Origin of the sequence: Actinoplanes missouriensis 431 (genome assembly GCF_000284295.1) — a bacterium.
In the GTDB taxonomy this organism is placed as follows: Bacteria; Actinomycetota; Actinomycetes; order Mycobacteriales; family Micromonosporaceae; genus Actinoplanes; species Actinoplanes missouriensis.
Genome location: NC_017093.1, coordinates 4455948 through 4479070, shown reverse-complemented (window position 1 = coordinate 4479070; position 23123 = coordinate 4455948). Strand labels below are relative to the sequence as shown.

Genomic DNA, 23123 nt, shown 5'->3' with positions numbered 1-23123 from the left:
ATCAGGCCTTCGGCAGGCGCACCCGCACGATCGTCCCGGCCGGCTCGTTGGCGTCCAGCCGGATGGTCCCGCCGTGCAGCGCGACGATCGTGCGGGCCAGGCTGAGTCCCAGTCCGCTGCCGGGAATCCCCTGGTGGCGCACGTTGCTGCCGCGGAAGAACCGGTCGAACACCCGCTCCCGTTCCTCGGCGGGCATGCCGATCCCGCTGTCCGCGATGCTCAGCTCGGCGGTCTGGGCGCCGGCGGTCAGCGTGACGACGACGTGACCGCCGGGTGGGCTGTACGTCGCCGCGTTCGACAGCAGATCGGTGATCACCTGGCGCAGCCGGTCCGCGTCGCCGCGTACTCCGACGGCCGGCGGCACCCACAGGTCGATGTCGAGCGCCGTGCTCGCCCGGGCGGTCTGCACCGCGTCGGTGACCAGGGCGGCGAGGTCGATCTCGGTGAGCCGCAGGCCGAGGTGACCGGAGTCCAGGCCGGCCAGGTCCAGCAGCGTGTCGATGATCCGTTGCAGCGCGGCGCTGTTCCGGCTGATCGACTGGATCATCTGCTGTTGCTCGTCGTCCAGCCCGCCGGCCTCCTCGGCGAGCACGCCGGCGTTCGTGGTGATCGAGGTGAGCGGCGTGCGCATCTCGTGGCCGACCAGGTCGATGAAGTCGTTCTGCGCCCGGCTCAGCTGCCGGGCCAGCTGCTCGGCGCGGCGCAGCGCCACGTAGACGCCGATCTGCGACGCCACCCCGTCGAGCAGCACGGTCAGCAGGTCCTCCTGGACCTCGGGGGTGCCGGCGTAACAGGTCAGCACCCCGAGCATGGTGCCGCCGTCGCGGACCGGGACGGCGAGGACCGTACGGATGCCGCGCCGCAGGCAGATGTCGATGCGTGCCCGTTCGGCGGGCCGGGGGATGTAGGCGGCGGTGTCCGCGATGTCCGGCACCCAGAGCGGCTGCCCGGTCTCCCAGACCCGGCCGGTGATCCCGTGCCCGTACGCCGGCACGTGCCCGAACAGCCCGTCGCCGGGGTCCGCGCCGGTCGCGTCGTAGTGCCCGACCGAGCGCAGGTCGCCGTGGGCGTCGTCGATCAGGAACAGCTCCGCGCAGGGCCAGCCCAGCGTCGTGACCACCGGTTCGAGGATCTCCGGCGCCGCGTCCTCGGCCGACTCCGCGGTCCGCAGCACCACTTCGACCCGGCGGTGGCAGTCCCGGAACTTCTCGGCCCGGCGCAGCGCGGTCACCTCGTGCGCCACCGACAACGCTCCGAGCCGCCGGCCACCGGTGCCGACGATCGGGTTCGCGGTGGCGGCGAAGGTGCGGATCCGGTGCCCGGGACGCACCGTGAGCACGTCGGAGACGCCGACCTGCTCGCCGCCGAGCGCCCGCATCAGCGGGGTCTCCTCCCAGTGCAGCGGCGTCAGATCCGGACGGTGGAGCATCCCGCCGACGTGAGCGGGGAGATCGTCCGGCACCGGCGCGTACGGCGACAGGCCGACCACCTCGCGCAACGCCCGGTTCATCACCACGATCCGCGCGTGCTCGTCGGCGACGATCACCCCGACCGAGAGGCTGTCGAGCAGGACCGTGAGCAGGGCCGCGGCGTCGAGCTTGGCCGGCGCCACCGGCCGCACCAGCGCCGCTGCCTCGGTGAGGGTGTCCATGTGCTCCGCGGTCCACTCCCGCGGCGCGACGTCGAGAACGGTCAGCGACCCCACCGGACGGTCCTCGGCGTCCCGCACCGGCACGCCCGCGAACGCCCGTACTCCGTACTCGGTCACCAGCGGGTGCCCGCGCAGCTCGCGGGCGGACTCGGCGAGCATGTCCCCGGAGCTGACCGGCTGGTCGGCGCTGACGATGTACTTGCACACCGAGTACGACAGCGACGCGTGCCCGGTCCCGGCCAGTGACGCGGGCAGCTCGTGCACGCCGGCGAAATGCTCCTCCTCCGCGCCGACGAGCGTCACCGCCGCCATCGGCGTGTGCAGCAGCCGGGCCGCGAGGCGGGCGACCCCGTCGGCCGGCGCCGGCGAGACGGGCAGCAGCAACCGCGCCTGTTCCACCGCCGCCAGCCGCACGGGGTCGCGCAGCACCGCGTCGTTCTCCGTCACCATCGTCACTGTCCTGTTCGTCGGGGCAACCTATGCCCTAGGGCAACGACCGATGTCCCCGCGGACAACGTCGAAAAGACACAAGTCGGATCTCCGACCGGAAGTCACTCGCACGGCGACAACCCGTTCCGCGCGCCGCGGAAATTACCGATCAGTAGCGCGTATCCGGAGAAGTGCGTAAGTTCCCGCGGATGAGCAAGGGTGTCGTTCTGATCACCGGCGCGAGCGCCGGCCTGGGTGAGGAGATGGCGCGGCAGTTCGCCGCGCTCGGCTACGACCTCGCGCTCTGCGCGCGGCGCACCGACCCTCTGGAACGGTTGCGCGAGGCGATTCCCGAGCGCCACATCGCGGTACGGGCATTGGACGTCACCGATGACGACGCCGTTTTCCGGGTCTTCGCCGAATTCGCCGCCGAGTTCGGCCGGATCGACCGGATCGTCGTGAACGCCGGGCTCGGCAAGGGCGCGCCGCTCGGCACCGGACGGTGGGACGCCAACCGGGAGACCGCCATGGTCAACTTCGTGGGCGCGCTCGCGCAGACCGAGGCGGCCCTGCGGATCTTCCGGGAGCAGGGACGGGGTCACCTCGTCCTGATCTCGTCGATGTCCGCGCTGCGCGGCATGCGCCGGTCGATGACCACGTACGCCGCCACGAAGGCCGGTGTCGCCGCGATCGCCGAGGGGGTACGGTCCGAGCGGATCCCCGGCGTCGACGTCTCGGTGATCTTCCCGGGGTACATCAGGTCCGAGATGAACGCCCGGGTCCAGCAGCGGACCCGGTTCATGGTCGACACCCCGGCCGGCGTGCGGTCCATGGTCGACGCGATCGAGAAACGGCGGGCGCGGGCCTATGTGCCGGCCTGGCCCTGGGTGCCGATCGGCGCGGCCATGCGGGTGCTTCCGCTTTCCGTCGTACGAAAGATGGTGTGATCGCCCGTGGCTCGTCTCCTGATGATCCGGCACGGTCAGGCGTCGTTCGGCGCGGACGACTACGACGCGCTCTCCGAAGCGGGTCACGAGCAGGCGCGGGTGCTCGGCCGGTCACTGGCCGCGCGAGGGATCCGGCCCGGCCTGGTGCTGCGCGGAACCCTGCGCCGGCATGCGGAAACCGTGGCGGGCCTGGACCTGCCGGCCGCGGTGACGGTCGATCCGGGCTGCGACGAGTTCGACTTCCAGCACGTCGTCGAGGTGCACCGGCCGCTCTACCGGGACCGGGCCGCCATGATGGCCGAACTCGGCCGGAACGCCCGTCCGGACCGCGCCTTCCAGGAGGTGTTCGAGGCGGCCACCGGGCGCTGGTCGTCGGGCGGGAACGACCATGAGTACGCCGAGTCGTTCCCCGCGTTCCGGGACCGGGTCGCCGGCGTCCTGGATCGGGCGGGCGAGCTGCTCCGCGAGCATCGCGACATCGTGGCGGTCAGCTCCGGCGGGCCGATCGCGATGGCCGTCGCGTTGCTGACCTGCGGTCCGAAGGCGGACGTGGCGCAGCTCGCGACGGTGTGGACCGCGTTGAACCGGGTGGCCGTCAACACCGGTGTCACGAAACTGATCGCCGGGCGGCGCGGGCTGTCGATGTCGACCTACAACGAGCACACTCACCTCGACGGGGACGCGCGCTTGTTGACGTACCGGTGAATTGTTTTTGATCTTGGAAGGTTGCTGATGGCTCGTCGCCTGATCAGACCCCGGCGGTGGACGCCGCCCCGGCTCGCCGATCCGGGGCCCACCGCGCCGCTGCGGATCAGCCGCAGGCTGCCGACCGGCGGACACGGACCCGAGGACGTCCGCTTCGACGACGCCGGGCGGATCATGACAGGTCTCGCCGGTGGGACCGTCGTGCGGATCGACCCGGCGACCGGGACGAGCGCGGTGCTGGCGTCGACGGGCGGGCGCCCGCTGGGGCTGTGGCCGCTCGCCGGCGGGGGAGCGCTGATCTGCGACCACGATCGGGGACTGCTGTCGATGAGCCCGGACGGGGAGATCTCCGCCCTGGTCAGCCCCGGGTACCGGTTCGCCAGCAACGTCGTGGCCGGCAGCGACGGGACGATCTGGTTCACCACGTCGACCAGCCGGTGGGCCCTCGACGAGCACACCGGTGACATCCTCGAGCACAGCTGCACCGGCAGGCTGGTCAGGCGTGCCCCGGACGGGACCGTGACCACGCTGCTGACCGATCTGAAATTCGCGAACGGGGTCGTTCTCGCCCCTGACGAGTCCCACCTGCTGATCGCGGAGACGGCCGGCTATCGGATCCGGCGGCACTGGCTGACCGGGCCGGATGCCGGTCGCACCGACACGCTTGTGGGGAACCTTCCCGGTTTTCCGGACAACATGTCACTGGGCAGCGATGGGCTGCTCTGGGTGGCGATCGCCGCGCCCCGGAACCCGCTGGTGGATCGCCTGCTGCCGATGCCGGGACTGCTGCGGGTGCTGGTCTGGAACCTGCCGGAGAGGGTACGGCCGGCGGCCACCCCGATCGCGTGGGTGATGGCGTTCACGATGGAGGGGAAGCGGGTGCACGACTGGCGCAGTTCGGACGGGTCGTATGGATTCGTCACGTCGGTGGCGGAGCGGGACGGCGTCGTGGTCGTCGGGAGCCTGACCGAAAACGACGTGGCGATCCTGGACACGGGTGACGTGCTGGGGTGACCTTGCCGGGGTGACGTGCTGGGGTGACCGGCTGAGGGCGGTCGCTCTGGCTGGGTCGGCGCCCTCGGCCGTAGCGGGCGCAGGAAAACCGGCTTGATCACATGGCGGAGCGACGGCTCGGCGTCGCGAGCCGTCGCTGGCGCGGGTTATGACGGCTTGATCACCTGTCGGAGCTACGGCTCGGGGCCGCGAGCCGTCGTCCAAGCAGGTTCTGGGCGTGTTTTGCCTGCCTGGACTACGGCTCGGCGCTCCCGGCCGTAGTTGGTGCAGGTTCGCCGGTGGGTTTACCTGCGTGGGCTACGGCTCGCCGGGCCGGTCAGCCGCAGCCCCGGTACGTCGCGGCAAGCAGCGGCGATCCGGCGGTGGCGACGCGGCATCGGCGATCGGGTGGCGTCTCCGAGCGGCCTGAGACGCCGGACCTACAGGCCGGGCAGGTCGGCGACCACCTCGTCCGGGTGCGGCATCGCCGCGATCTCCGCGCTCACCTCGCGGGCCGCTGACGCCAGGGACGCGTCGGTCAGCAGGCGGCTGATCACTTCCGGACCGACCTGGCGGCCGTCGACGGCGATTCCCGCGCCCCGGGCCGCCACCAGCTCGGCGTTGTGGCGGCGGTCGCCGGCGCCGCGGACCACCAGCTGGGGGATGCCGGCGTGGAGGGCGGCCAGCACGGTCCCGGCCCCGCCGTGGTGGATGATCGCGGAGCTGACGGCCATCGCGGGGGAGAGCGGGAGCCACTCGGTCACCCGTACCGTGGGGGGAAGGGTTTGCGCCGCCGCCCGCGCGTCCGGCCGGACCAGCACGAAGTCCGCGTCGATCGACGCGGCGGCGGCGATCACGCGGCTCATCAGGCGTTCCGGACCGGGCTGGGTCACCGTGCTGCGGCTGACCAGGACGCGCGGGCGGGGCGACGGCTCGGTGAGCCAGCCGGGCAGGGCGTCGTCGAGGCCGTGCGGGACCGCGCGCATCGGCAGCCCGGCCCGGGGACCGGCGACGCTGGGCGGGGCGATCGTGATCGTGGCGACCGGTGGTGGCACGTCGCCGGCGGTGGCGGTGACCAGCGGCGGGCCGGCGTAGAGCGAGTTCTCGTGCAGGACGGTCGGCACGCCCAGTGTCGCCGCGGCGGCCGCCAGCGGCTCGTGGATGATCAGATCCGGTCGCCACTCGCGGACCAGGGTCCGGAGACCGGGGAGCAGCCTGCGGTTGACCGCGCCGAAGAGGGCGCCGACCATCTCGGTGCCGGCGGTGCCGGACAGTTCGGCGCGGATGCGCAGCGGGTGGCGGAGCATGGCGCCGGCCGCGACCGGGCCGAACCGGAAACCCGGGGCGATGTCGTGGGTGGGCAGCGGGACCTTCAGCGCCTCGGCGGCCGTGGCCACCAGCACCTCGTGTCCCGCCTTGCGCAGGGACGCGGCGGTGGGCACGAGCGGGAACACGTGCCCGAGCAGCGGCGCCGCGACGATCAGAACGCGTCTAGAAGTCAATGGCCGTCAACCAATCCCCGCCCCGGACCGGGCGGTATCCGAGCCGGCCGGCCAGCGCCCGCACCACCGCCGGCATGTGCGCCGCGCCCACAGGTGCCGGACCGTGATGACGGACGTCCGGATCCCGAGCACGCTCACCTCGGTCAGCGGCATGGGCGCCTCCCCGCGTGAGTCTCCTCAGGATACGAGGACAGCGCCAGCCGTCTATGGCCGCAGCAGTGTCACGTCCAGGCGCTCGCTCAGCTCCTCGAACGTGATCCCGAACGTCTCGCGCACCACCACGCCCTCCGGCGTGATCAGGAACGTCGCCCGGTCCGTGTAGACCCGGTCGACGCACGCCAGCCCGGTCAGCGGGTACGTGCATGACGGCACCAGTTTCGGCGAGCCGTCCTTGGCGAACAGCGTCATCATCACGTAGACACTCTTCGCCCCGACCGCCAGGTCCATCGCCCCGCCGACGGCCGGGATCGCGTCCGGGTCGCCGGTGTGCCAGTTCGCCAGGTCGCCGCGGGCCGACACCTGGAAGGCGCCCATCACGCAGACGTCCAGGTGACCGCCGCGCATCATCGCGAACGAGTCCGCGTGGTGGAAGTAGGACGAGCCCGGCAGCTCGGTCACCGGGATCTTGCCGGCGTTGGTGAGGTCCGGGTCGACGGCGTCGCCGGTGGCGGCAGGGCCCATGTTGAGCATGCCGTTCTCGGTGTGCAGAACGATCCCGGCGCCGGCCGGCAGGTGGTCGGCGACCAGGGTGGGCTGGCCGATGCCGAGGTTCACGTAGGAGCCGGGTTCGATGTCGCGGGCCACCAGCGCGGCCATCGCGTGCTTGTCCAGGGAACTCATACCGCCACCACCCGGTCCACGTAGATGCTCGGCGTCACGATCACTTCGGGGTCCAGGTCGCCGGTCGGCACGATCTCGCGGACCTGGGCGATCACCAGCGCGGCGGCGGTCGCCATCACCGGACCGAAGTTGCGGGCGGTCTTGCGGTAGACCAGATTGCCCATCCGGTCCGCGCGGTGGGCGCCGATCAGCGCCACGTCACCCTTGATCGGAAATTCCAGCACATGGGTACGGCCGTCGATCTCCCGTGTCTCCTTGCCCTCGGCCAGGGGAGTGCCCACGCCGGTGCGCCCGTAGAACGCCCCGATGCCGGCCCCCGCCGCCCGCATCCGCTCGGCGAGGTTGCCCTGCGGCACCACCTCCAGCTCGATCTTGCCGGCCCGGTACAGCCCGTCGAAGACCCACGAGTCGGTCTGCCGGGGGAACGAGCAGATCACCTTGCGGACCCGGCCCTTGGCGAGCAGCGCGGCCAGGCCGGTGTCGCCGTTGCCGGCGTTGTTGGAGACGACCGTCAGGTCGCCGGCGCCCTGCTCGATCAGGGCGTCGATGAGCCGTACCGGCATGCCGGCCATGCCGAACCCGCCGACCAGGACGGTGGAGCCGTCCCGGATGCCGGCGACCGCCTCGAGCGCGGTGTCGCAGATGGTCACGGTCACGCCGCACTCTCCAGGACCACGGCGAGGGCCTGACCCACGCCGATGCAGATCGCGGCGACGCCCCACCGGCCGCCGGTCTCGCGCAGCCGCGCGGCCAGGGTGCCGAGGATCCGGGCGCCGGACGCGCCGAGCGGGTGTCCGATCGCGATCGCGCCGCCGCGGGCGTTGACGATCGACGGGTCGATGCCCCAGGCGTCGACGCAGGCCAGCGACTGCACCGCGAACGCCTCGTTGAGCTCGACCGCGCTGACGTCCGACCAGGTGATCCCGGCCCGTTTCAGGGCCTTCTCCGCGGCCTCGACCGGCGCGAACCCGAAGTCCTGCGGGTCGAGCGCGTGCGCCCCGCGACCGGCGATCCGTGCGATCGGCGCAGAACCGATCAACCCCGCGAGATCGGAGGATCCCAGGAGTACGGCGGAAGCGCCGTCGTTGAGCGGTGAGGCGTTCCCCGCCGTGATCGTCCCGTCCGGACGGAACGACGGTTTGAGCCCGGCGAGTTTCTCCGGTGTCGACCCGGCGCGGATGCTCTCGTCACGGGCGAGGTCCACCCCGGGGACCGGGACCGTCAGCTCGGCGTAGAAGCCCTCGTCCCACGCCGTCGCGGCGAGTGCGTGGGATCGGGCGGCGAACTCGTCCTGCCGTACCCTGTCGATCTTGTATTTGTCGCCGAGCATCTCGTTGGCCTCGCCGAGCGAGACGGTCCACTCGGCCGGCATCCGCTCGTTGACCAGGCGCCAGCCGAGCGTCGTCGACACGGCCGTCACGTTGCCGGCCGGGAACGCGCGGGACGGCTTGGGCAGCACCCACGGCGCGCGGGTCATCGACTCGACGCCACCGGCCACGACCACGTCGGCGTCACCGGACTCGATGGCCCGGGAAGCGATGATCGCCGCGTCGAGCGAGGAGCCGCAGAGCCGGTTCACGGTGGTGGCGGGCACCGAGGTGGGGAGCCCGGCGAGCAGGACCGCCATCCGGCCGACGTTGCGGTTGTCCTCGCCGGCCTGGTTGGCGCAGCCCCACACCACGTCACCGATGGTGGACGGGTCGAGCCCGGGAGCCTTGGCGAGCACGCCGCGCAGCGCCGTCGCGGCGAGGTCGTCGGGGCGGACCTCGGCGAGGGCGCCGCCGAAGCGGCCGAACGGCGTGCGGGCCGCGGCATAGAGGTACGCGGAGTTCATGTCTCCAACCTATGTCCCGTGGACCGATTGAAGCCAATACTCAATACGAACCTATTGATAATCTGCCGTTATGGAACTGCGGCATCTCCGCTCGTTCGTCGCCCTCGCCGAGGAACGGCACTTCGGCCGCGCCGCCGAGCGCCTGCACATCGCCCAGCCCGCCCTCTCCCAGCAGATCAAGCAGCTGGAGCGGGAGTTCGGCGTCGACCTGGTCACCCGTACCACCCGGCGGGTCGAGCTGACCGAAGCCGGTCACCGGTTCGCGGAGCACGCGCGTACCGTGCTCGGGTCGGTGAGCCGGGCGTCGGCCGACATGGCCCTTGTCGCCTCCGGCCAGGCCGGCCGGGTGTCGGCCGGCTTCATCGGCACCGCGACCTACGACCTGCTGCCGGCCGCGGCCCGCCGGATCAGAGACCAACTTCCCGGGGTACGCCTGGAGCTGCACGGCGAACTGCTCAGTCCGGCCCTGCTCACGGGCTTGATCGACGGCACCTACGACCTGGTGGTGCTCCGCCCCGACGGGGTGGCTCGCCCGGACGTGACAGTCGAGGTCCTGCGCACCGAACGCCTCGTCGCCGTCCTGCCCGACCGGCACCCGCTCGCCCGCCGATCGCGGATCGATCTCGCCCAGCTGAGCGCCGAACCGTTCGTCATGCACTTCTCCGGTCACCGCTCGTCAATGCACGAACACGTCCTCGCCGCGTGCGCCGCCGCCGGCTTCCGTCCGGAACCGATCACCGAAGTCGGGGAGACCGCGACACTCGTCGTCTTCGTGGCGGCGGGTCTCGGCGTTGCCCTCGTCCCCGAGCCGGTCCGCAGCCTCACCCTCGACGGCGTGACCTACGCCGAGCTCGCCGACCCGCCCGTCGTCGATCTCGCGATCGCGACCAGGGCCGGTGACACCTCACCGGCGATCCGCCAGGTGGCCGAGATCGTCACCGCGATGAGCCGTCGCTGTGACGGTTTGCTAGCTTTCCCGACGTGAACGAAGGCCTGGCAGATGCCCTGCGCGAGTGGAGCGGGTGGCTGGGCCGGGTGGGTGCGCCGGTCGCCTCCTCGCTGCGTCCCGGGCGGTCGCCGGAGGAGATCACTGCCGTGCTCGGGGCGGATCTGCCCGCGTCGGTGCTCACCTGGTTCTCGTGGTGCGACGGCGTGGAGGATGCGCCCGGTCAGACGATCGGCGACTGCTGGGTGATCCCCGGCTACTGGCCGGTCGCTCTTGCCGAGACCCGCCTCGACTGGTCGGTCGAGGTGCCGTACCCCCGCTGGGTTCCGCTGCTGCGCGACGGCGGCGCCGACCTGTACGTGGCCGCCTGGTCCGCTGCGGGCGACGAGCCGGTGGTCGTGTCCCTGCTGGATCCGGGGCAGCCGGTCGTCGAGTTCGACTCCATCGCGGAGCTGGTCGCGGTCACGAACGGGTGCTTCGCCCGGGCGGTGTACGCGGTGGACGAGAGTGGTCTGCTCGACGTGATCGACGCTGCCGGTTACGACGCCGTCTATGAAGAGGTCACCGGCCGGCCAGCGACGTGATCCTCCGCCCCGGCCGTGTTGGTGGGGGATCCATCGGCAGCGGCGATCAATCGGGCTGGGCTATCAACCCGCGGCCTGCCACCCGGGTCAGGGTTATCCGGTCGATCTCGGTGAACGGCTGCTTGCTGCCCGGCAGCGCGTCCGCCAGGCTGCGTACCGTCATCGTGGTGCGAGCGCCCGCCGCCGCCGGCGTCACGTCGACGGCGAGGAACGCGTACGCGTCGTAACGGACCTGTGACCAATCCACGGTCTCAGGGACGCGGGTTCCGGTCGGGTGACCGGCCGGGCGGATTTTGCGGTCGGCCGACCAGACGTAGCTGTTCACGATGTTCTCGGTGTTGTTCTCGGCCGCGTTCGGGCCGCCCGGTGGCTGATATCCGCGGTAGCGCTGCCCGGCCGGCAGCAACTGCGGGCCGGACGGTTTCACGCCTTTCGGCGGGGGAGCGGCCTTCGACGGCGCTGCCCGGAACGGATAGCGCGGCCGGCCGCCGGAGCCCACGCAGAGATAGGTGACGCCGTCGGTCACCGGGGAGATGGTGGCGCCGTCCGGCGCGTGGCGGGTGCGCCGGCCGTACCGGATGGGGTCGGTGCGTTCGAGCAGATGGTTGTGTCCCTGCACGACCAGGTCCACCTGATACTCGCTGAACAACGGGTCGATCACGTCGCGGACGCCGCCGTCGGAGGCGTGGCTGTTCGTCGTGGAATACGCGCAGTGGTGCAGGAACGCGACGACGAAGTCGATGTCGGCGCGGCTGGTCCGCCATTCGCGCAGGCTGCGTTTCAGCCATTTCGCCTGGACTCCGCCGGAGTAACCGGTGTTGGTCTGCAGTTCGGTGGAGAGCTCGTTGGCGTCGACCGAGATGAATCCGACGTTGGCGTAGACGAAACGGTAGACCGACGGGCAGGTGTGCGGCCCGTTCGACGGGAAGTCGAGCCGTTCCACCAGACCGCCGTACCCGTGGGAGGGGCTGTCGCCGAGGAACCGGGTTTTCCCGTAGAGCGGCTCCATGTCGTGGTTGCCGGTGGTGAACATCCAGGGTGTGGTGGACGCCAGTGGTTCGATCTGATTCAGGAAGACATCCCAGACGTACGGGTTGTAGAGGTTCTTTTTCTTCGGGGCGATCCTGGTCAGCGCCGTGGTGTCGTCGGCGGGTAACCCGGAACCGGACGGATTGGCGTAACAGATGTCCCCGGCGAGCAGCGTGAAAACGGGCTGCTGGGTGGCGAGCAGCATGGTCTGGGTGAGCGCCGGTCGTTTGTCGGTGCCGTTCGCCCCGGCCACCGGATCGTCCGGCAGATAGGAGTTGTTGTCGAAGACTCCGGGTGGCCAGGTGCCGTTCTTGGCGGTCACCGATGCCGGGTTCTGTCCCCACGCGAATCGCGGGTCGGTCGGCGCGGTGTTCGTGCCGACGTCGGCGAACGCGGTGAACGTGAACGGCGCCGGAACCGTCGTGCCGCGGGCCGGCGCGGTGGAGAAATGGGAGTCGCCGCTGACGGTTCCGTCGGAGAGCCGGATCCGATAGTGGTAGACGGTTCCGGGCCGTAGCCCGCGGACCGTCGCCTTCAGATAGAACTGGCTGCCGACCGGTCCGCCGGGAATGGCGTATTGGCCGGTCAGATGGCGGATGTCAGCTTCGAAATGTGTCCCGTATCGGCCGGGGACCGAACCTACGTCGACGTACGCCCGGATCGCCGCGGGCAGGGAGCCGGTCGTGCTGACGAGTTGCGCGGTGACCGCCATCGCCGGTTTCAGGGTGCCGTCGGTCGCCGGTACGAACGACAGGTGACGTCCGGAGACGACCACCCCGGCGGGCCCCGCCGTGCCGCCGCCGGCCGCGAACGCCGCGTTGGCGAGGTGGAACTGCGCGTACGCGTAACCACCCGCCCCGGCCATCACGGCCCGTAACAGCGACCGCCGGCTGACCTGCTCGCGGGCGAGGAGCCGGGCGTTCCATTCGCTGGACTCGTCAGCTTTCACGTTTGCCATCGTGTCCCGCGCGCGACGGTGTCGCGCCGGAACCCGGTAACGCGTCCGAAATGCCGGATTCTGTTTGATCGTCGAGGCCGCCGGGTACCGATGATCTCCATAAATCGGCCATGAGAGGAGCGCACGATGCCTACGAACCCCGACAAATATCCGCCACTCGACCCTGGCGCGCCGATCCCCGACGACCCAGGCGAGCTGTCGCCGGACAACCCCGATCCGCTCCCGCCGCCCCCGCCCGAGGCGGTACCCGAGCCCGCCGAGCCGGACGCCGTCCCGGAACCGGCATGACCGCCGGCCCGTGACAGCGGCCCCGTGACCCCATCCCGTGAACCCGGCACGCCTGTGCGGCGTTTCAGCGAGCGCCGCACAGGACCTACCCTGACCCGGTGAACCTGGGCATCATCGGACAGGCGGTCGGCCTGTTCGCCGTCACCAACATCGACGACATTCTTCTCCTGGCGCTCTACTTCGCGCGCGGGGCCGGGCGGCCGCACCTGAGCCGCAGCATCGCCGCCGGCCAGTACCTCGGGTTCATCGGCATCCTCGCGGTCGCGCTGGCCGCCGCGTTCGGCGCGACGTTCCTGCCCGAGCGGGTGATCCCGTTCCTCGGCCTGCTCCCGCTCGGGCTCGGCATCAAGGCCGCGATCCAGTCCTGGCGCGCCCGCGACGATCAGGACGATGAACAGCCGACCGGCGGCGACGTCGGCGCCCTCACGATCGCGGCCGTCACGTTCGCGAACGGCGGCGACAACATCGGCGTCTACGTCCCGGTCCTCGCCACCGCCGGTGCCACCGGCGCCGCCGCCTACGTCACCGTCTTCCTGATCCTGGTCGCCGTCTGGGTCGCCGCCGGCCGGTTCTTCGCCACCCGCCCGGTGATCGCGAAGGCACTCAGCCGATGGGGCCACGTCCTGCTACCGATCGTGCTGATCGGAATCGGCCTGCTGATCCTGAGCGAGGCCTTCTAGAACCTCAGGACGCCATCCGGATCAGCGCGTTGCCGCCGAGCAGCAGCACGTCCGCGCCGGCCACCAGGGCCATGCTCAGGTTCAGCCGCCGCGCCGCCACCTCGGGCTCCGCTGCGCCGAGCATGCCGCGCACCGCGAACACCACGGCGGCCAGCACCAGCGGGATCCCGCCGATCAGCAGGAAACCGACCGCCGACGGCGTGTTCCCGCGCGCCACCAGCAACGTCACCATCGTCGCGGGGAGCAGGCCGAAGAACACCACTGCCAGTCCCGCGTACCACCTCAGCGGCACCAACGCGTTCGTCATCCGGCAGATCCTAGTGGCGGCCGCTTCCGCTGCCAGCAGGCGGGACATGTGTCCGGGGAGTGGCCGGGCGCGCCCGCGGAGGCCGCCATCCGGGTCTTTAGTACAGCCACCTGTCCAGGACGGCCGGCCAGAAGTGCTTGTCGTGGCTGCCGTCGCCGACCGCCGGCGGGTCCAGGGCGCGGATCTGCTCCAGCAGCGCCGCGATCTCCGCGAACGTCTGCTCCTCGGCCTCCGCGTCCTCGTCCCACCGGGCCAGCGCCGCCGACCCCTTCACCCAGCTGCCGACCAGATGCAATGACCAGAGCCAATGCACGATGGACGAGTTGACGAACCGCATCCCGGCTTCCGGCGAATGCTCCATCACCGCGCCGGTGGCCGTGGCGGCCCCGAAGATCCGGTCCAGCCCGTGCGCGTGCGCGAGCTGGTACATCGTCGGTTTGGCCTGGAAGGACACGACGTCCACCAGCCCTTCGATCATCGGCACACCACTCGACGTGAGTGCGGTTTTCTGCTGGTCAGGCAGCTGCCACGCGGCCACGTCCGGCCCGGCCGCGCGGATCACCCGCCCGGCACCCGCCCAGTTCTCGACCGCTTCGAAGTCCGGAGGTGTGGGAAGAGCATCGGTAGGCACGGCAGCGAGAATAGTAGGACTGTTCGGTCGATGCTCGCCGATATCAGCACGCAGGATCTCATTGTTATCGACATGTGGTGCCACGGCGCAAAACCACTGCTCGATTCAGATGTCCAGGACCAGGGCGCGGTGGTCGGAGACCTCCGGTGTGGACAGCACCGCGAAGTGCTTGACCGCCGCCAGGTCCGAGACGAGCAGGTAACTGGCGTGCCGTACCGGCTTGGGGTAACTCGACGTGCGGGTGTCGGCGTCGCCGACCAGGTCGGTCAGACCCACGTCCGCCAGTACGGCGAAGGTCTCGCTGGACGGCAGCACGTTGAAGTCGCCGCAGAGCACCACGAGATCGCGCGGCCCGCGGATCCGGTCCACCAGCTCGGCCAGCCGGGTGGCCTGCCGCAGCCGGGCCGGGGTGTCGCCCTTGCCGGCCGGATCCCGCAAACCGTGCACCTGGACGACCCAGACCGGCCGCCCGCCGTCCGGCCCGGACCGGTCGGTGGTGCGGATCGCGAGCGCGGCCCGCGGCCGGTCGGCGATCGTCCACTCGGGGTGGTCGGTGAACTCGCCGTGCACGAACGCCGAGTCCAGCCCGATCACCGGCCACCGCTCGCCGGCGAAGGTGGCCAGGCCGAAGTCCTGCCGGTGCCGCCCGCCGTCGTCGTCGTGCACCGGGCCGGAGTCGCTCGCCACGAAGATGCCCTGGTGGCGGGGGAGCGCGCTCCGCACATCGGCGAAGAGGTCGGCCCGCTGCGGCAGCTGCCGCTCGCCGTCGTCGAACCGGGTCCAGCCGCTGCGCCCCGGCGTCCGGGTCACCTCCTGCAGGCAGGCCACGTCCGCGCCGCTCACCGGCAGCCAGGCGAGGAGCTCGTCGGCCCGGGCGCCGCCCCAGGCGTTCACACTCACGATCCGCATCCCCGGATTATCCGGTCCGGTACGGGGTAGTCCGCGCGCCATGTCCACGGCTGCGCGCACCTACCTCGACAACCATCGTGACGACCTCGTCCGGCACCTGGCCGACTGGGTGGGCGTACCCTCGGTCGCCGGTGTTCCGGAGCACGAGGCGGATCTGCTGCGCTCGGCGAACTGGCTGGCCGGGGTGCTGCGCGAGACCGGTTTCCCGACCGTGGAGGTGTGGAAGGCGGACGGCGCCCCGGCCGTCTACGCGCAGTGGCGCACGGATCCCGCCGCCCCGACCGTGCTGATCTACAGCCACCACGACGTGCGGGCCGCCAAGGAGCAGGAGTGGGAGGAGACCACGCCGTTCCAGGCGGTGGTCCGGGACGGGTACGTCTACGGCCGTGGCGCCTCGGACGCCAAGGGGCAGGTGATCGCGCACGTGTGGGGACTGCGGGCGTACCTGGCGGAGGCGGGCGCGCCGGCCGTGAACATCACGGTGCTCGTCGAGGGCGAGGAGGAGACCGGATCCGGGCAGCTGGAGACGCTGCTGAAGGAGCACGGCGTCACCGCCGACCTGGTCCTCTTCTCCGACACGCTGCTCTGGCACGCCGAGCACCCGGCGATCTGCACCAGCATGCGCGGCATGATCCTGGCCCAGCTGCGGGTCTTCGGGCCGCTGCGGGACATGCACAGCGGTGCGGTCTCCGGCCCCGCGCCGAACCCGGTCCTGGAGCTGTCCCGGCTGCTCGGGCAGATGCACGACGACAAGGGCCGGATCACGCTGCCGGGCTTCTACGACGACGTCGACGAGCCGTCCGAGCGGCGGCGCGCCGAGCTCGCCGCGCTGCCGTTCACCGAGGACGACTGGCTGACCCGATCGGACACCCGCAGCATCGGCGGGGAGGCCGGGTACACCGTCCTGGAACGGCTCTGGTTGCGCCCGGCGGCCGAGGTGATCAGCATCCTCGGCGGTGATCCGGTGGGACCCTCGCGGGGCGCGGTGCCGGCCGCCGCCGAGGCGACCATCAGCATCCGCATCGTGCCCGATCAGACCGCCCTCGCGGTCGGCGATCAGCTGCGCCGGTGGGTGGCCGAGGAGATCAACGACCGATTCGGGTACGAGCTGACCGTCTCCGAGGAGAGCGGGCAGGATCCGTACCGGACACCGCCGGACCACCCGGCGGTGACTCTCCTGGCCGAGGCCATGGCGGAGGCCTGGGGCGCCCCGGTGGGCCGGATGGGCAACGCCGGCGGTGGCCCGGCCGACCTGCTGAACCGGATGACCGGTGCGCCCGTGGTGTACTTCGGCACCGGCCTGCCCGAGGACCGCTGGCACGACAGCGACGAACGGGCGTCGATCGAGGTGCTGCTCAAGGGCGCGCACACCCTCGCCGGTTTCTGGCAGCGGTTCAGGCGGTCCTGACCCGCCGTTTTCTGGCAGCCGTTCAGGCGGTCTTGACCAGCGCGGGGGTGGCGTCCTCCGCCGGCGTGGCGTCGGTGGCGGCGGGCTCGGCGGGGATCGCGGCGATGCCGGCCAGGATCAGCGCGCCGCCGACCATCTGCAGCGGGGTGAGCGCCTCATCGACGACGACCCAGGCGAACACCGACGCGAACACGACCTCCAGCAGCCCGATGAACGACGCGAGCCGGGAGCCGAGCCGGCTGGAGCCGAAGATGCCCGTCGCGTAGGCGATGGCCGTCGCGAAGACGGCCACGACGGCGAGCGGCACCCACCACGGCGCGATCGTGCCGAGCAGCGTGACGTCGGTGAACGTGACGGTCATCGGCACGATCCCGGCCAGGCCGGTGAGCCCGAGCACCGCGCCGCCGAGCAGCAACCCGACACCGGCCAGGGCGACCGGGGGCAGCCCGTCGGCGGGCCGGGCCGCGACCACGAAGTACACCGCGCAGCCGATCGCGGCCGCGAACGCGAGCAGGATGCCGAGCGGGTCCACGGCCTGCAGCGCGCCCGGCCCGATCACCAGCACCAGGCCGCCGATCGCCAGGGCCGAGCCGAGCAGCACGGCCGGGCGCGGCATCCGCCGGGTGGTGGCCCAGACCCAGAGGACCAGCAGCAGCGGCGCCAGGTACTCCACCAGCAGCGCCGTCGACACCGGGATCCGGCTGATCGCGGCGAAGTAGCTGAGCTGGGTGAACGCGACGGCGATGACGCCCATGCCGGCGATCCGCCAGCGGGCCCGCCACAGCGTGTCCCAGCGCCCGCGCAGCGCCACGAGCACGAACGGGAGCAGGAGCAGACCGGCGATCAGCGCGCGGGCGGTGACCGCGGCCGCCGGGGACCAGCCGGCTTCCAGGAGCGGTTTGATGAACGCGCCGGACGTGCCGAAGGTGGCGGCCGAGATCACTGCGGCGACGAGTCCGGTGGAGCGCGGCGAGAGGTTCACGGCGGGTCCCCTGTCATGGGCTAAATTAGCTTCGTCCCTGACGCTAGGCCGGGTTCTGTAGGGAGTCAAATTGCTTTTTGCCCCTGACACCGAAGAGTCGCTGGAGTTCGTCGTGACACTCGTCAACACGAGTCCCGGCGCCTCCCGCTCCGGGGACGACGAGATCGCCACCATCGACCAGCTGAGCGAGCTGCTGCGCGGGTACGTCTACTCCGGACGCATCGACCACGACGAGGCCGAACTAGCGGCGGTACGGGAGACGCGGGCGCTGCTGCGCGAGGTGTGGACACTGGAGCGGGACGCCGCGGTGGAGGCCGTCAACCGGATACTGCGGGAGGCGCGCGCGTTGCCCTTCCTGACCCGCCACGACGGCTCGGACTGGCACATCCATGCCACCGAGCCGACGTCGCCGCTCGCCGAGCGGATCCGGGTGGAGGCGGCGCTCGCGCTGATCGACGTGATCCGCACCGGGGAGACGAGCCGGCTGCGGGTCTGCGGCGCCGACGACTGCACGGGCATCTTCATCGACCTGTCGAAGAACGGATCGAAGCGGTTCTGCAGTGTGCGCTGCGGTAACCGGGTCAACATGGTCAACTACCGGGCGCGCAAGTCCGACGGGCGGTGACCGTGAAGGGGGGCCCGGGGTGTGTATCCCGGGCGGTGACCGTGAAGGGTGGGGCCCGGGGTGCGTACCCCGGGCGGTGACCGTCAGGGGCGGGGCCGGAGCACGTACCCGGTGTAGCCGTAGTCCGTGCCGTGTTCGGCCCGGACGCCGATCTCGGCGCCGACCTGGTCCAGCAGATCGGCCGGGACACCCTCGTGGCGCAGCCGCTCGATGCTCGCGGCGAGCGGCCCGTAGTACTCGTCCCAGTCACTGTCCGGCAGCACGTACGTCGCCCGGACGGTCCACCCGGCCCGCTGGGCGGCCTCGACGTTGCCGGCGGTGGTACGCATCGCCGGGTAACCCGGATCCCAGAACTCCCGGGCGCCCGCCGACGGCGTGAGGGTCAGCCACTCCGCCTCGGTGAGCACCAGTACGCCGCCGGGTGCCAGCAGTGGTTTCCACGCGGCGAGCGCGGCGTCGAACCCGATCACGTAGGCCGAGCCCTCGGCCCAGATCAGGTCGGCCGTCCCGGGCGCGACGTCGAGGTCCTCCATCGACGCGACGCGCGTCTCGATCCGGTCGGCGACACCGGCGGCCCGGGCGTTCGCGGCGAGGCGCTCCAGGAACGGCTCGTGCAGATCGACGGCCGTGACGTGCCCGCCGGTGAGCCGGGCCAGCACGATCGTGGCAGGTCCGGTGCCGCAGCCGAGGTCGAGCACGCGCGGCTCGGCGGGGAGCCGGCCGGCCAGGCGCAGCAGCAGCTCGGTGGTGGCGGGTGAGCCGGGGGCCTCGCGGGGCAGGTCGTGGTGGGCGCGCCAGAACGCCTCGGTGAGATCAGTCATCGGCGGGCAGCATCCCATGCTCGGCCCGGCGGCGCACCGGATTTCCCGGCGGCGCGAGCGCCGCCAGCACCTCGTCCAGCGACCGATCGGCCGCGCTGGTCAGCAGCAGCTCGGCCGCGGTGAACCGGGCGTGGTCGGCATGCGGGTTGGGGACGGCCACGCACCGCAGCCCGGCCGCGTGGGCGGCCGCGACCCCGTGCGCGGTGTCCTCGAAGGCGACCGCCGCGCCGGCCGGCAGCCCGAGACGTTCCAGCGCCAGCAGGTAGACCGCCGGATCCGGCTTGTGCGCGGCCACCTCCTCGCCGGTGGCGAGCACCTCGAAGCGGGACCGCAGCCCGGCCTGGTCGAGCATCGCGCCGACGTGCCAGAGCGGGGAGCTGCTCGCCACCGCGAGCCGCAGTCCCAGGTCGGCGGCCCGGTCCAGCCAGCCGGTGATGCCCGGTGCCGGCTGCAGCGCGGCGTTCAACTCCTTGCGGTACGCGCTGCGCAGCGCATGACTGGTCTCCCGGTCGTATCCCGCTCCGGCGGCGGCGGCCAGGGCGGCGTACCGCGACTCGTTGATGTCCCCGCCGTGGTCGGCGAAGAATCCGGCCGGGTCGAGTTCCAGGCCGTGCCGCCGCCATTCCCACCGCCAGCTGTCCAGCAGCGTGGTCTCGGTGTCCATCAGCAGCCCGTCGAAGTCGAAGATCAGCGCCTTGATCGTCACGTTGCTAGTATCACCTCACGAACAAAACCGTACGTACGTCTTGTAAGGGGAGTGACGTGATCCATCACGTGCAACTGGCCTGCCCCCGCGGCGCGGAGGACGTCTCCCGGTTGTTCTACGCCGGCGTGCTGGGCCTGACCGAGATCCCCAAACCGCCCGTGCTCGCGGCCCGCGGCGGGTGCTGGTTCGCCGGTCACGGCATCGAGCTGCACCTCGGCGTCGAGGACGACTTCCGCCCCGCCCGCAAGGCGCACCCCGGCCTGCTCTGGCCCGACCTGGACGGCCTGGCCGCGCGCCTCGCCGCGGCCGGCCACCCGGTCGTGTGGGGCGACGACGAGCTGCCCGGCATGCGCCGCTTCCACACCGAGGACGCCCACGGCAACCGCCTGGAGTTCCTGGCCGCACTACAATGACCGGCGATGACCGACATCGAGCAGGCCTATGAGAACGTCTCCGGCCTCTACATCGACCTGTTCGGGTCGGTGGAGAGTGCGCACGCCGAGGACCTGGCGCTGATCGCCCGCCATCTGGGCGGGCGGGTCGTCGACGCCGGGTGCGGTCCCGGCCACCTGACCGGATACCTGCGCGGGCTCGGCGCCGACGTGACCGGAATCGATCTGACGCCGTCGTTCGTGGCGCACGCCCGGGCGACGCATCCCGGCATCGAGTTCCGGGTCGAGTCGATGGACGACCTCGAGGTCACCGATCTCGACGGCATCCTCGCCTGGTACTCCACGATCCACCGGCATCCCGACGAGATGGACGCCGTGCTGGCCCGGTTCCGCCGTGCCGTCCGGCCGGGCGGGAGTCTGGTGATCGGGTTCTTCGTCGGTGACGAGGTGGCGGCTTTCGATCACAAGGTGACGACGGCCTACCGGTGGCCGCCGGACGCGATGGCCACCCGGCTGGAGCGCGCCGGTTTCACCGAGATCGAACGGTTGCTCCGCCCTGCCGGAGACGGCCACCGCACGCACGGCGCGATCGCGGCCCGGGCGATCAACTGATCGAGGACCCCTTCTTGATCAGGGCGATCAGCTGCGGGCGGATCTGCTCGTACCCCAGATCGCGCTCGAACCGCCGCTCCTCGGCGCGGGCCGCCGCCAGCGCCTCGGCGCCCTTCTCGCTGAGCGCGACCAGGGTGCGGCGCCGGTCCTGCGGGTCCAGCGTGCGGGCGGCGTGGCCGGTGCGGGCAAGGCGTTCGAGGGTACGGCTCATCGTCTGATCCGTGACCCGGCAGAGGTGGGCCAGCTCGCGTTGTGAGAGCGGGCCGCCCTCCAGATGATGCAGGACGATCATCCCGGCGTGGGTGAGGTCCAGGTCGGTCAGGAAGCGGTCGAACCGTCGCTCCACCATGCGCGCCGCGGCCGAGAGCAGGCGGCCGGTCGGCCAGGATTCGACGTCCTCCACAGCAATCAACCTACTCCGATGCCGTACGGCATTCCCTCCACCGGGTCGCCACCGGCGGCCAGGGCCGAGGCGATCGCGGCGGCCGCCGGCGGATAGGCCAGCTCGCCGAGCCCGCCGATCGGGGCGTGCGACGGCACCAGGATCACGTCGATCTCCGGGCAGTCACCGATGCGGGCCCAGGCGTAGTCCCGGAACGAGGACTGGACGACCGCGCCGTCACGTACCGTGATCTGGGCACCGAGAACCGTGGACACCGCGTCCATGATCCCGCCCTCGACCTGCGCCGTCACGCCGGACGGGTGCACCGGGACGCCGACGTCGACGGCCGCCGTCACCCGCATCGGGCCGGTCGAGACCAGGACCGCGATCGCCGAGCCGTAATCCAGGTGGCACGCCGGCAGCACTACGAGCCAGCTCGGGTGAACCGGCTGGTTCTCCGTGCACCCGGGCGTGTGCCCGCACGACACTGAGAGCCAGCTCGCCTCGAACGTTCCAAGATCCACCACGGGGCGGTGGGGCCGGGCGGTGGGGCCGGGCGGGCGGCACTTACGCGGCGGACCTGCGCGGCACTTACGCGGCGGACCTGCGCGGCTGGGCCGCTGTGAACCCGCGGCTGGGCCGCTGCCAGCGTGCGGCGGGGCGCTGCGGACCCGGGGCGCGGGGCTCTACTGTGGCGGAGTGAGCTTCTTCGATGACTTTCCGCCGCCGCCCCCGGAGCCGGAGCACGAGGAGCCGCCACCGCCACCGTGGGAGAGGCCGGCCACGATGCTCGGCGGCGGGGTGGCGGAGCAGTTCCTGCTGGCGCGCGGTGATGATGCCGCCGTGGGGGTGAGCGGGCTCATCGCGTACCCGAACGGTTTCGGTTTTGACCTGGTGATCGCTCTGCGGGATGAGGATCGTCAGGGGCGGGTGTTCCGGCGCGGGTTCGAGCAGGACTACGGGCCCGAGTTCCTGCGGCTGGGCGTGCGCTTCGCTGACGGGCGCGTCGCCACGAATGCCGGCTGGCCGCCGGAGGGGGAGGGCGCGGGACCGGTGCTGATGCGGCAGAGCGGCGGCGGAGGATCGCGGCGTTACGAGATGAACCACTGGGTGTGGCCGTTGCCGCCGCCCGGACCGCTGATGTTCGTCTGCTCCTGGCCCGCGCACGGCATCGCCGAGGCCCGGGTGACGGTGGCGGCTGAGCCGATCATCGCAGCGGCCGGGCGGGCGATCTCACTGGTGTGAGCGGAGGTGGAACTCGTTGCCGTCCGGGTCGGCGAGTCGCGTGCTGTCCTCGTCGGTGCCGACCAGTGTGGCGCCCAGCGTGATCAGGCGGGCTGCCTCGGCCTGGTGGTCGCCGTCCGGGACCAGCTCGAACCGGAGGCGGTTGCGGCCGGTGCGCTCGTTGAGGGGTGGGCCGCCCCAGCTGACCTTCGGGCCGCCGCGCGGGGAGCGGATCGCGGTCTCCTCGTTCTGGTCCCAGACCAGGGGCCAGTCCAGGGCGCGGCTCCAGAAGTAGCCGACCGCCTGCGTGCCGTCGCAGGAGAGGGCGCCGATCGGGGGACAGCCGGCGAGGAACCGGTTGCCGGCCGGGATCACGCAGAACTCGTTGCCCTCCGGGTCGGCGAGGACGACGTGGTCCTCCTCGGGTTTCTGGCCGACGTCGAAGTGCCGGGCGCCGAGCGCCAAGGCCCGGTCGACGGTCTCCTGCTGCGGCGACAGGTTGCTGGACAGGTCGAAGTGGACCTGGTTCAGGCCCGCTTTCGGCTGGTCGGAGAGGACGAACCGGATCGCGAAGCCGGTGTCGTCGCCGGGCAGCAGTGTGGCGTCGGCGGTCGTCTCCCCGCCGAGCAGACCGGACCAGAACCGGGCGAGATGCCCAGGGTCGAGGGCGTCGAAGCGGAGCGCGGACAGTCGGCTGGCCATGCGCCGGAGACTAGGGCGGGCCGCCGCCGGACGCAT

The 23123-nt window shown here is 71.7% G+C and carries 27 protein-coding genes; 12 read left to right on the top strand and 15 right to left on the bottom strand.

Translation table 11 applies throughout. The annotated features are described in order from the left end of the window. Position 1: 1 nt before the first annotated feature. The gene (locus tag AMIS_RS21020; RefSeq protein WP_014444386.1) at positions 2-2101 is read right to left on the bottom strand and encodes an ATP-binding protein; all 2100 of its coding nucleotides are present in this window, start codon (positions 2099-2101) and stop codon (positions 2-4) included. Positions 2102-2289: 188 nt separating this feature from the next. On the opposite strand from AMIS_RS21020, the gene AMIS_RS21015 reads away from it, so the two are divergent. Genes AMIS_RS21015 through AMIS_RS21005 form a run of 3 tightly spaced genes read left to right on the top strand, consistent with a single transcriptional unit; the run spans position 2290 to position 4746 of the window. Next, positions 2290-3027: an SDR family oxidoreductase gene (locus AMIS_RS21015; RefSeq protein WP_014444385.1), complete on the top strand. Its 738-nt coding sequence runs from the start codon at positions 2290-2292 to the stop codon at positions 3025-3027. Positions 3028-3033: 6 nt separating this feature from the next. Next, a complete protein-coding gene (locus AMIS_RS21010; protein ID WP_014444384.1) occupies positions 3034-3732 on the top strand; it encodes a histidine phosphatase family protein in 699 nt (232 codons plus the stop codon). 27 nt (positions 3733-3759) lie between these two features. After that, entirely contained in the window at positions 3760-4746 is a 987-nt protein-coding gene (locus AMIS_RS21005; RefSeq protein WP_014444383.1) for an SMP-30/gluconolactonase/LRE family protein, read from the top strand. A gap of 419 nt (positions 4747-5165) precedes the next feature. On the opposite strand, the gene AMIS_RS21000 is transcribed toward AMIS_RS21005, so the two are convergent. The 4 genes from AMIS_RS21000 to AMIS_RS20985 form a co-directional block, all read right to left on the bottom strand. Beyond that, the gene (locus tag AMIS_RS21000; protein WP_157434960.1) at positions 5166-6227 is read right to left on the bottom strand and encodes a glycosyltransferase; all 1062 of its coding nucleotides are present in this window, start codon (positions 6225-6227) and stop codon (positions 5166-5168) included. A gap of 204 nt (positions 6228-6431) precedes the next feature. Then, positions 6432-7067, bottom strand: a complete 636-nt coding sequence (locus tag AMIS_RS20995) for a 3-oxoacid CoA-transferase subunit B (protein ID WP_014444381.1) — start codon at positions 7065-7067, stop codon at positions 6432-6434. Beyond that, positions 7064-7723 carry a 3-oxoacid CoA-transferase subunit A gene (locus AMIS_RS20990; protein WP_014444380.1) on the bottom strand — a complete coding sequence of 220 codons (660 nt, stop codon included), beginning with the start codon at positions 7721-7723 and terminating at the stop codon, positions 7064-7066. Before AMIS_RS20990 ends, AMIS_RS20995 begins: the two co-directional genes overlap by 4 nt. Next, positions 7720-8901, bottom strand: a complete 1182-nt coding sequence (locus AMIS_RS20985) for a thiolase family protein (RefSeq protein ID WP_014444379.1) — start codon at positions 8899-8901, stop codon at positions 7720-7722. The genes AMIS_RS20990 and AMIS_RS20985 overlap by 4 nt, the downstream gene beginning before the upstream one ends. A gap of 70 nt (positions 8902-8971) precedes the next feature. Between AMIS_RS20985 and AMIS_RS20980 the strand changes: the two genes are divergently transcribed. After that, a complete protein-coding gene (locus tag AMIS_RS20980) occupies positions 8972-9886 on the top strand; it encodes a LysR substrate-binding domain-containing protein (protein ID WP_014444378.1) in 915 nt (304 codons plus the stop codon). Then, a complete protein-coding gene (locus tag AMIS_RS20975) occupies positions 9883-10431 on the top strand; it encodes an SMI1/KNR4 family protein (protein ID WP_014444377.1) in 549 nt (182 codons plus the stop codon). The genes AMIS_RS20980 and AMIS_RS20975 overlap by 4 nt, the downstream gene beginning before the upstream one ends. Before the next feature lie 46 nt (positions 10432-10477). Here the strand turns inward: AMIS_RS20975 and AMIS_RS20970 are convergent, their stop codons facing one another. Next, positions 10478-12418, bottom strand: a complete 1941-nt coding sequence (locus AMIS_RS20970; RefSeq protein WP_014444376.1) for a purple acid phosphatase family protein — start codon at positions 12416-12418, stop codon at positions 10478-10480. Between the two features lie 126 nt (positions 12419-12544). Between AMIS_RS20970 and AMIS_RS43425 the strand changes: the two genes are divergently transcribed. Then, a complete protein-coding gene (locus AMIS_RS43425) occupies positions 12545-12706 on the top strand; it encodes a hypothetical protein (protein ID WP_172666608.1) in 162 nt (53 codons plus the stop codon). Between the two features lie 98 nt (positions 12707-12804). Further along, on the top strand, positions 12805-13386 hold the full coding sequence (locus AMIS_RS20965) for a cadmium resistance transporter (protein ID WP_014444375.1): 582 nt from the start codon (positions 12805-12807) through the stop codon (positions 13384-13386). Positions 13387-13390: 4 nt separating this feature from the next. Here AMIS_RS20965 and AMIS_RS20960 read toward each other — a convergent pair whose 3' ends face one another. The 3 genes from AMIS_RS20960 to AMIS_RS20950 all read right to left on the bottom strand — a co-directional run bounded on the left by AMIS_RS20960 (position 13391) and on the right by AMIS_RS20950 (position 15233). Next, positions 13391-13693, bottom strand: coding sequence for a hypothetical protein (locus tag AMIS_RS20960; protein WP_041829945.1), 303 nt, complete (start codon positions 13691-13693; stop codon positions 13391-13393). A 97-nt stretch (positions 13694-13790) separates the two neighbouring features. Further along, a complete protein-coding gene (locus AMIS_RS20955) occupies positions 13791-14324 on the bottom strand; it encodes an SUKH-4 family immunity protein (RefSeq protein ID WP_014444373.1) in 534 nt (177 codons plus the stop codon). Positions 14325-14429: 105 nt separating this feature from the next. Continuing rightward, the gene (locus tag AMIS_RS20950) at positions 14430-15233 is read right to left on the bottom strand and encodes an endonuclease/exonuclease/phosphatase family protein (protein WP_014444372.1); all 804 of its coding nucleotides are present in this window, start codon (positions 15231-15233) and stop codon (positions 14430-14432) included. A 40-nt stretch (positions 15234-15273) separates the two neighbouring features. On the opposite strand from AMIS_RS20950, the gene AMIS_RS20945 reads away from it, so the two are divergent. Then, positions 15274-16641: a M20/M25/M40 family metallo-hydrolase gene (locus AMIS_RS20945; RefSeq protein ID WP_014444371.1), complete on the top strand. Its 1368-nt coding sequence runs from the start codon at positions 15274-15276 to the stop codon at positions 16639-16641. A gap of 22 nt (positions 16642-16663) precedes the next feature. On the opposite strand, the gene AMIS_RS20940 is transcribed toward AMIS_RS20945, so the two are convergent. After that, positions 16664-17623, bottom strand: coding sequence for an EamA family transporter (locus tag AMIS_RS20940; protein WP_014444370.1), 960 nt, complete (start codon positions 17621-17623; stop codon positions 16664-16666). Between the two features lie 70 nt (positions 17624-17693). Here AMIS_RS20940 and AMIS_RS20935 point away from each other — a divergent pair, with 70 nt between their 5' ends. Continuing rightward, on the top strand, positions 17694-18248 hold the full coding sequence (locus AMIS_RS20935) for a CGNR zinc finger domain-containing protein (protein ID WP_014444369.1): 555 nt from the start codon (positions 17694-17696) through the stop codon (positions 18246-18248). An 83-nt stretch (positions 18249-18331) separates the two neighbouring features. Here AMIS_RS20935 and AMIS_RS20930 read toward each other — a convergent pair whose 3' ends face one another. After that, positions 18332-19069 (bottom strand): SAM-dependent methyltransferase, encoded by a 738-nt coding sequence (locus AMIS_RS20930; RefSeq protein WP_014444368.1) that lies wholly within the window; start codon positions 19067-19069, stop codon positions 18332-18334. Next, the gene (locus AMIS_RS20925; protein WP_014444367.1) at positions 19062-19775 is read right to left on the bottom strand and encodes an HAD family hydrolase; all 714 of its coding nucleotides are present in this window, start codon (positions 19773-19775) and stop codon (positions 19062-19064) included. The genes AMIS_RS20930 and AMIS_RS20925 overlap by 8 nt, the downstream gene beginning before the upstream one ends. A gap of 56 nt (positions 19776-19831) precedes the next feature. Here AMIS_RS20925 and AMIS_RS20920 point away from each other — a divergent pair, with 56 nt between their 5' ends. Beyond that, the gene (locus tag AMIS_RS20920; protein WP_014444366.1) at positions 19832-20188 is read left to right on the top strand and encodes a VOC family protein; all 357 of its coding nucleotides are present in this window, start codon (positions 19832-19834) and stop codon (positions 20186-20188) included. Positions 20189-20194: 6 nt separating this feature from the next. Further along, the gene (locus tag AMIS_RS20915) at positions 20195-20779 is read left to right on the top strand and encodes a class I SAM-dependent methyltransferase (protein WP_014444365.1); all 585 of its coding nucleotides are present in this window, start codon (positions 20195-20197) and stop codon (positions 20777-20779) included. Here AMIS_RS20915 and AMIS_RS20910 read toward each other — a convergent pair. Beyond that, positions 20772-21182 (bottom strand): MarR family winged helix-turn-helix transcriptional regulator, encoded by a 411-nt coding sequence (locus AMIS_RS20910; protein ID WP_014444364.1) that lies wholly within the window; start codon positions 21180-21182, stop codon positions 20772-20774. The genes AMIS_RS20915 and AMIS_RS20910 overlap by 8 nt on opposite strands. 5 nt (positions 21183-21187) lie before the next feature. Continuing rightward, complete coding sequence (locus AMIS_RS20905) at positions 21188-21685, bottom strand: molybdopterin cofactor-binding domain-containing protein (RefSeq protein ID WP_157434959.1); 498 nt, start codon at positions 21683-21685, stop codon at positions 21188-21190. A gap of 175 nt (positions 21686-21860) precedes the next feature. On the opposite strand from AMIS_RS20905, the gene AMIS_RS20900 reads away from it, so the two are divergent. Continuing rightward, positions 21861-22406, top strand: coding sequence for a hypothetical protein (locus AMIS_RS20900; RefSeq protein ID WP_014444362.1), 546 nt, complete (start codon positions 21861-21863; stop codon positions 22404-22406). On the opposite strand, the gene AMIS_RS20895 is transcribed toward AMIS_RS20900, so the two are convergent. Further along, complete coding sequence (locus AMIS_RS20895; RefSeq protein ID WP_014444361.1) at positions 22395-23087, bottom strand: VOC family protein; 693 nt, start codon at positions 23085-23087, stop codon at positions 22395-22397. The two genes, AMIS_RS20900 and AMIS_RS20895, sit on opposite strands and share 12 nt — an antisense overlap. Positions 23088-23123 lie beyond the last annotated feature (36 nt).

Coding starts and splice junctions, on each gene's coding strand:
- AMIS_RS43425 (WP_172666608.1), top strand. CDS start 12,545: ATGCCTACGAACCCCGACAAATATCCGCCACTCGACCCTGGCGCGCCG.
- AMIS_RS20930 (WP_014444368.1), bottom strand. CDS start 19,069: ATGACTGATCTCACCGAGGCGTTCTGGCGCGCCCACCACGACCTGCCC.
- AMIS_RS20895 (WP_014444361.1), bottom strand. CDS start 23,087: ATGGCCAGCCGACTGTCCGCGCTCCGCTTCGACGCCCTCGACCCTGGG.
- AMIS_RS20950 (WP_014444372.1), bottom strand. CDS start 15,233: ATGCGGATCGTGAGTGTGAACGCCTGGGGCGGCGCCCGGGCCGACGAG.
- AMIS_RS20970 (WP_014444376.1), bottom strand. CDS start 12,418: ATGGCAAACGTGAAAGCTGACGAGTCCAGCGAATGGAACGCCCGGCTC.
- AMIS_RS21005 (WP_014444383.1), top strand. CDS start 3,760: ATGGCTCGTCGCCTGATCAGACCCCGGCGGTGGACGCCGCCCCGGCTC.
- AMIS_RS20985 (WP_014444379.1), bottom strand. CDS start 8,901: ATGAACTCCGCGTACCTCTATGCCGCGGCCCGCACGCCGTTCGGCCGC.
- AMIS_RS20995 (WP_014444381.1), bottom strand. CDS start 7,067: ATGAGTTCCCTGGACAAGCACGCGATGGCCGCGCTGGTGGCCCGCGAC.
- AMIS_RS20960 (WP_041829945.1), bottom strand. CDS start 13,693: ATGACGAACGCGTTGGTGCCGCTGAGGTGGTACGCGGGACTGGCAGTG.
- AMIS_RS21015 (WP_014444385.1), top strand. CDS start 2,290: ATGAGCAAGGGTGTCGTTCTGATCACCGGCGCGAGCGCCGGCCTGGGT.
- AMIS_RS20980 (WP_014444378.1), top strand. CDS start 8,972: ATGGAACTGCGGCATCTCCGCTCGTTCGTCGCCCTCGCCGAGGAACGG.
- AMIS_RS21020 (WP_014444386.1), bottom strand. CDS start 2,101: ATGGTGACGGAGAACGACGCGGTGCTGCGCGACCCCGTGCGGCTGGCG.
- AMIS_RS20915 (WP_014444365.1), top strand. CDS start 20,195: ATGACCGACATCGAGCAGGCCTATGAGAACGTCTCCGGCCTCTACATC.
- AMIS_RS20945 (WP_014444371.1), top strand. CDS start 15,274: ATGTCCACGGCTGCGCGCACCTACCTCGACAACCATCGTGACGACCTC.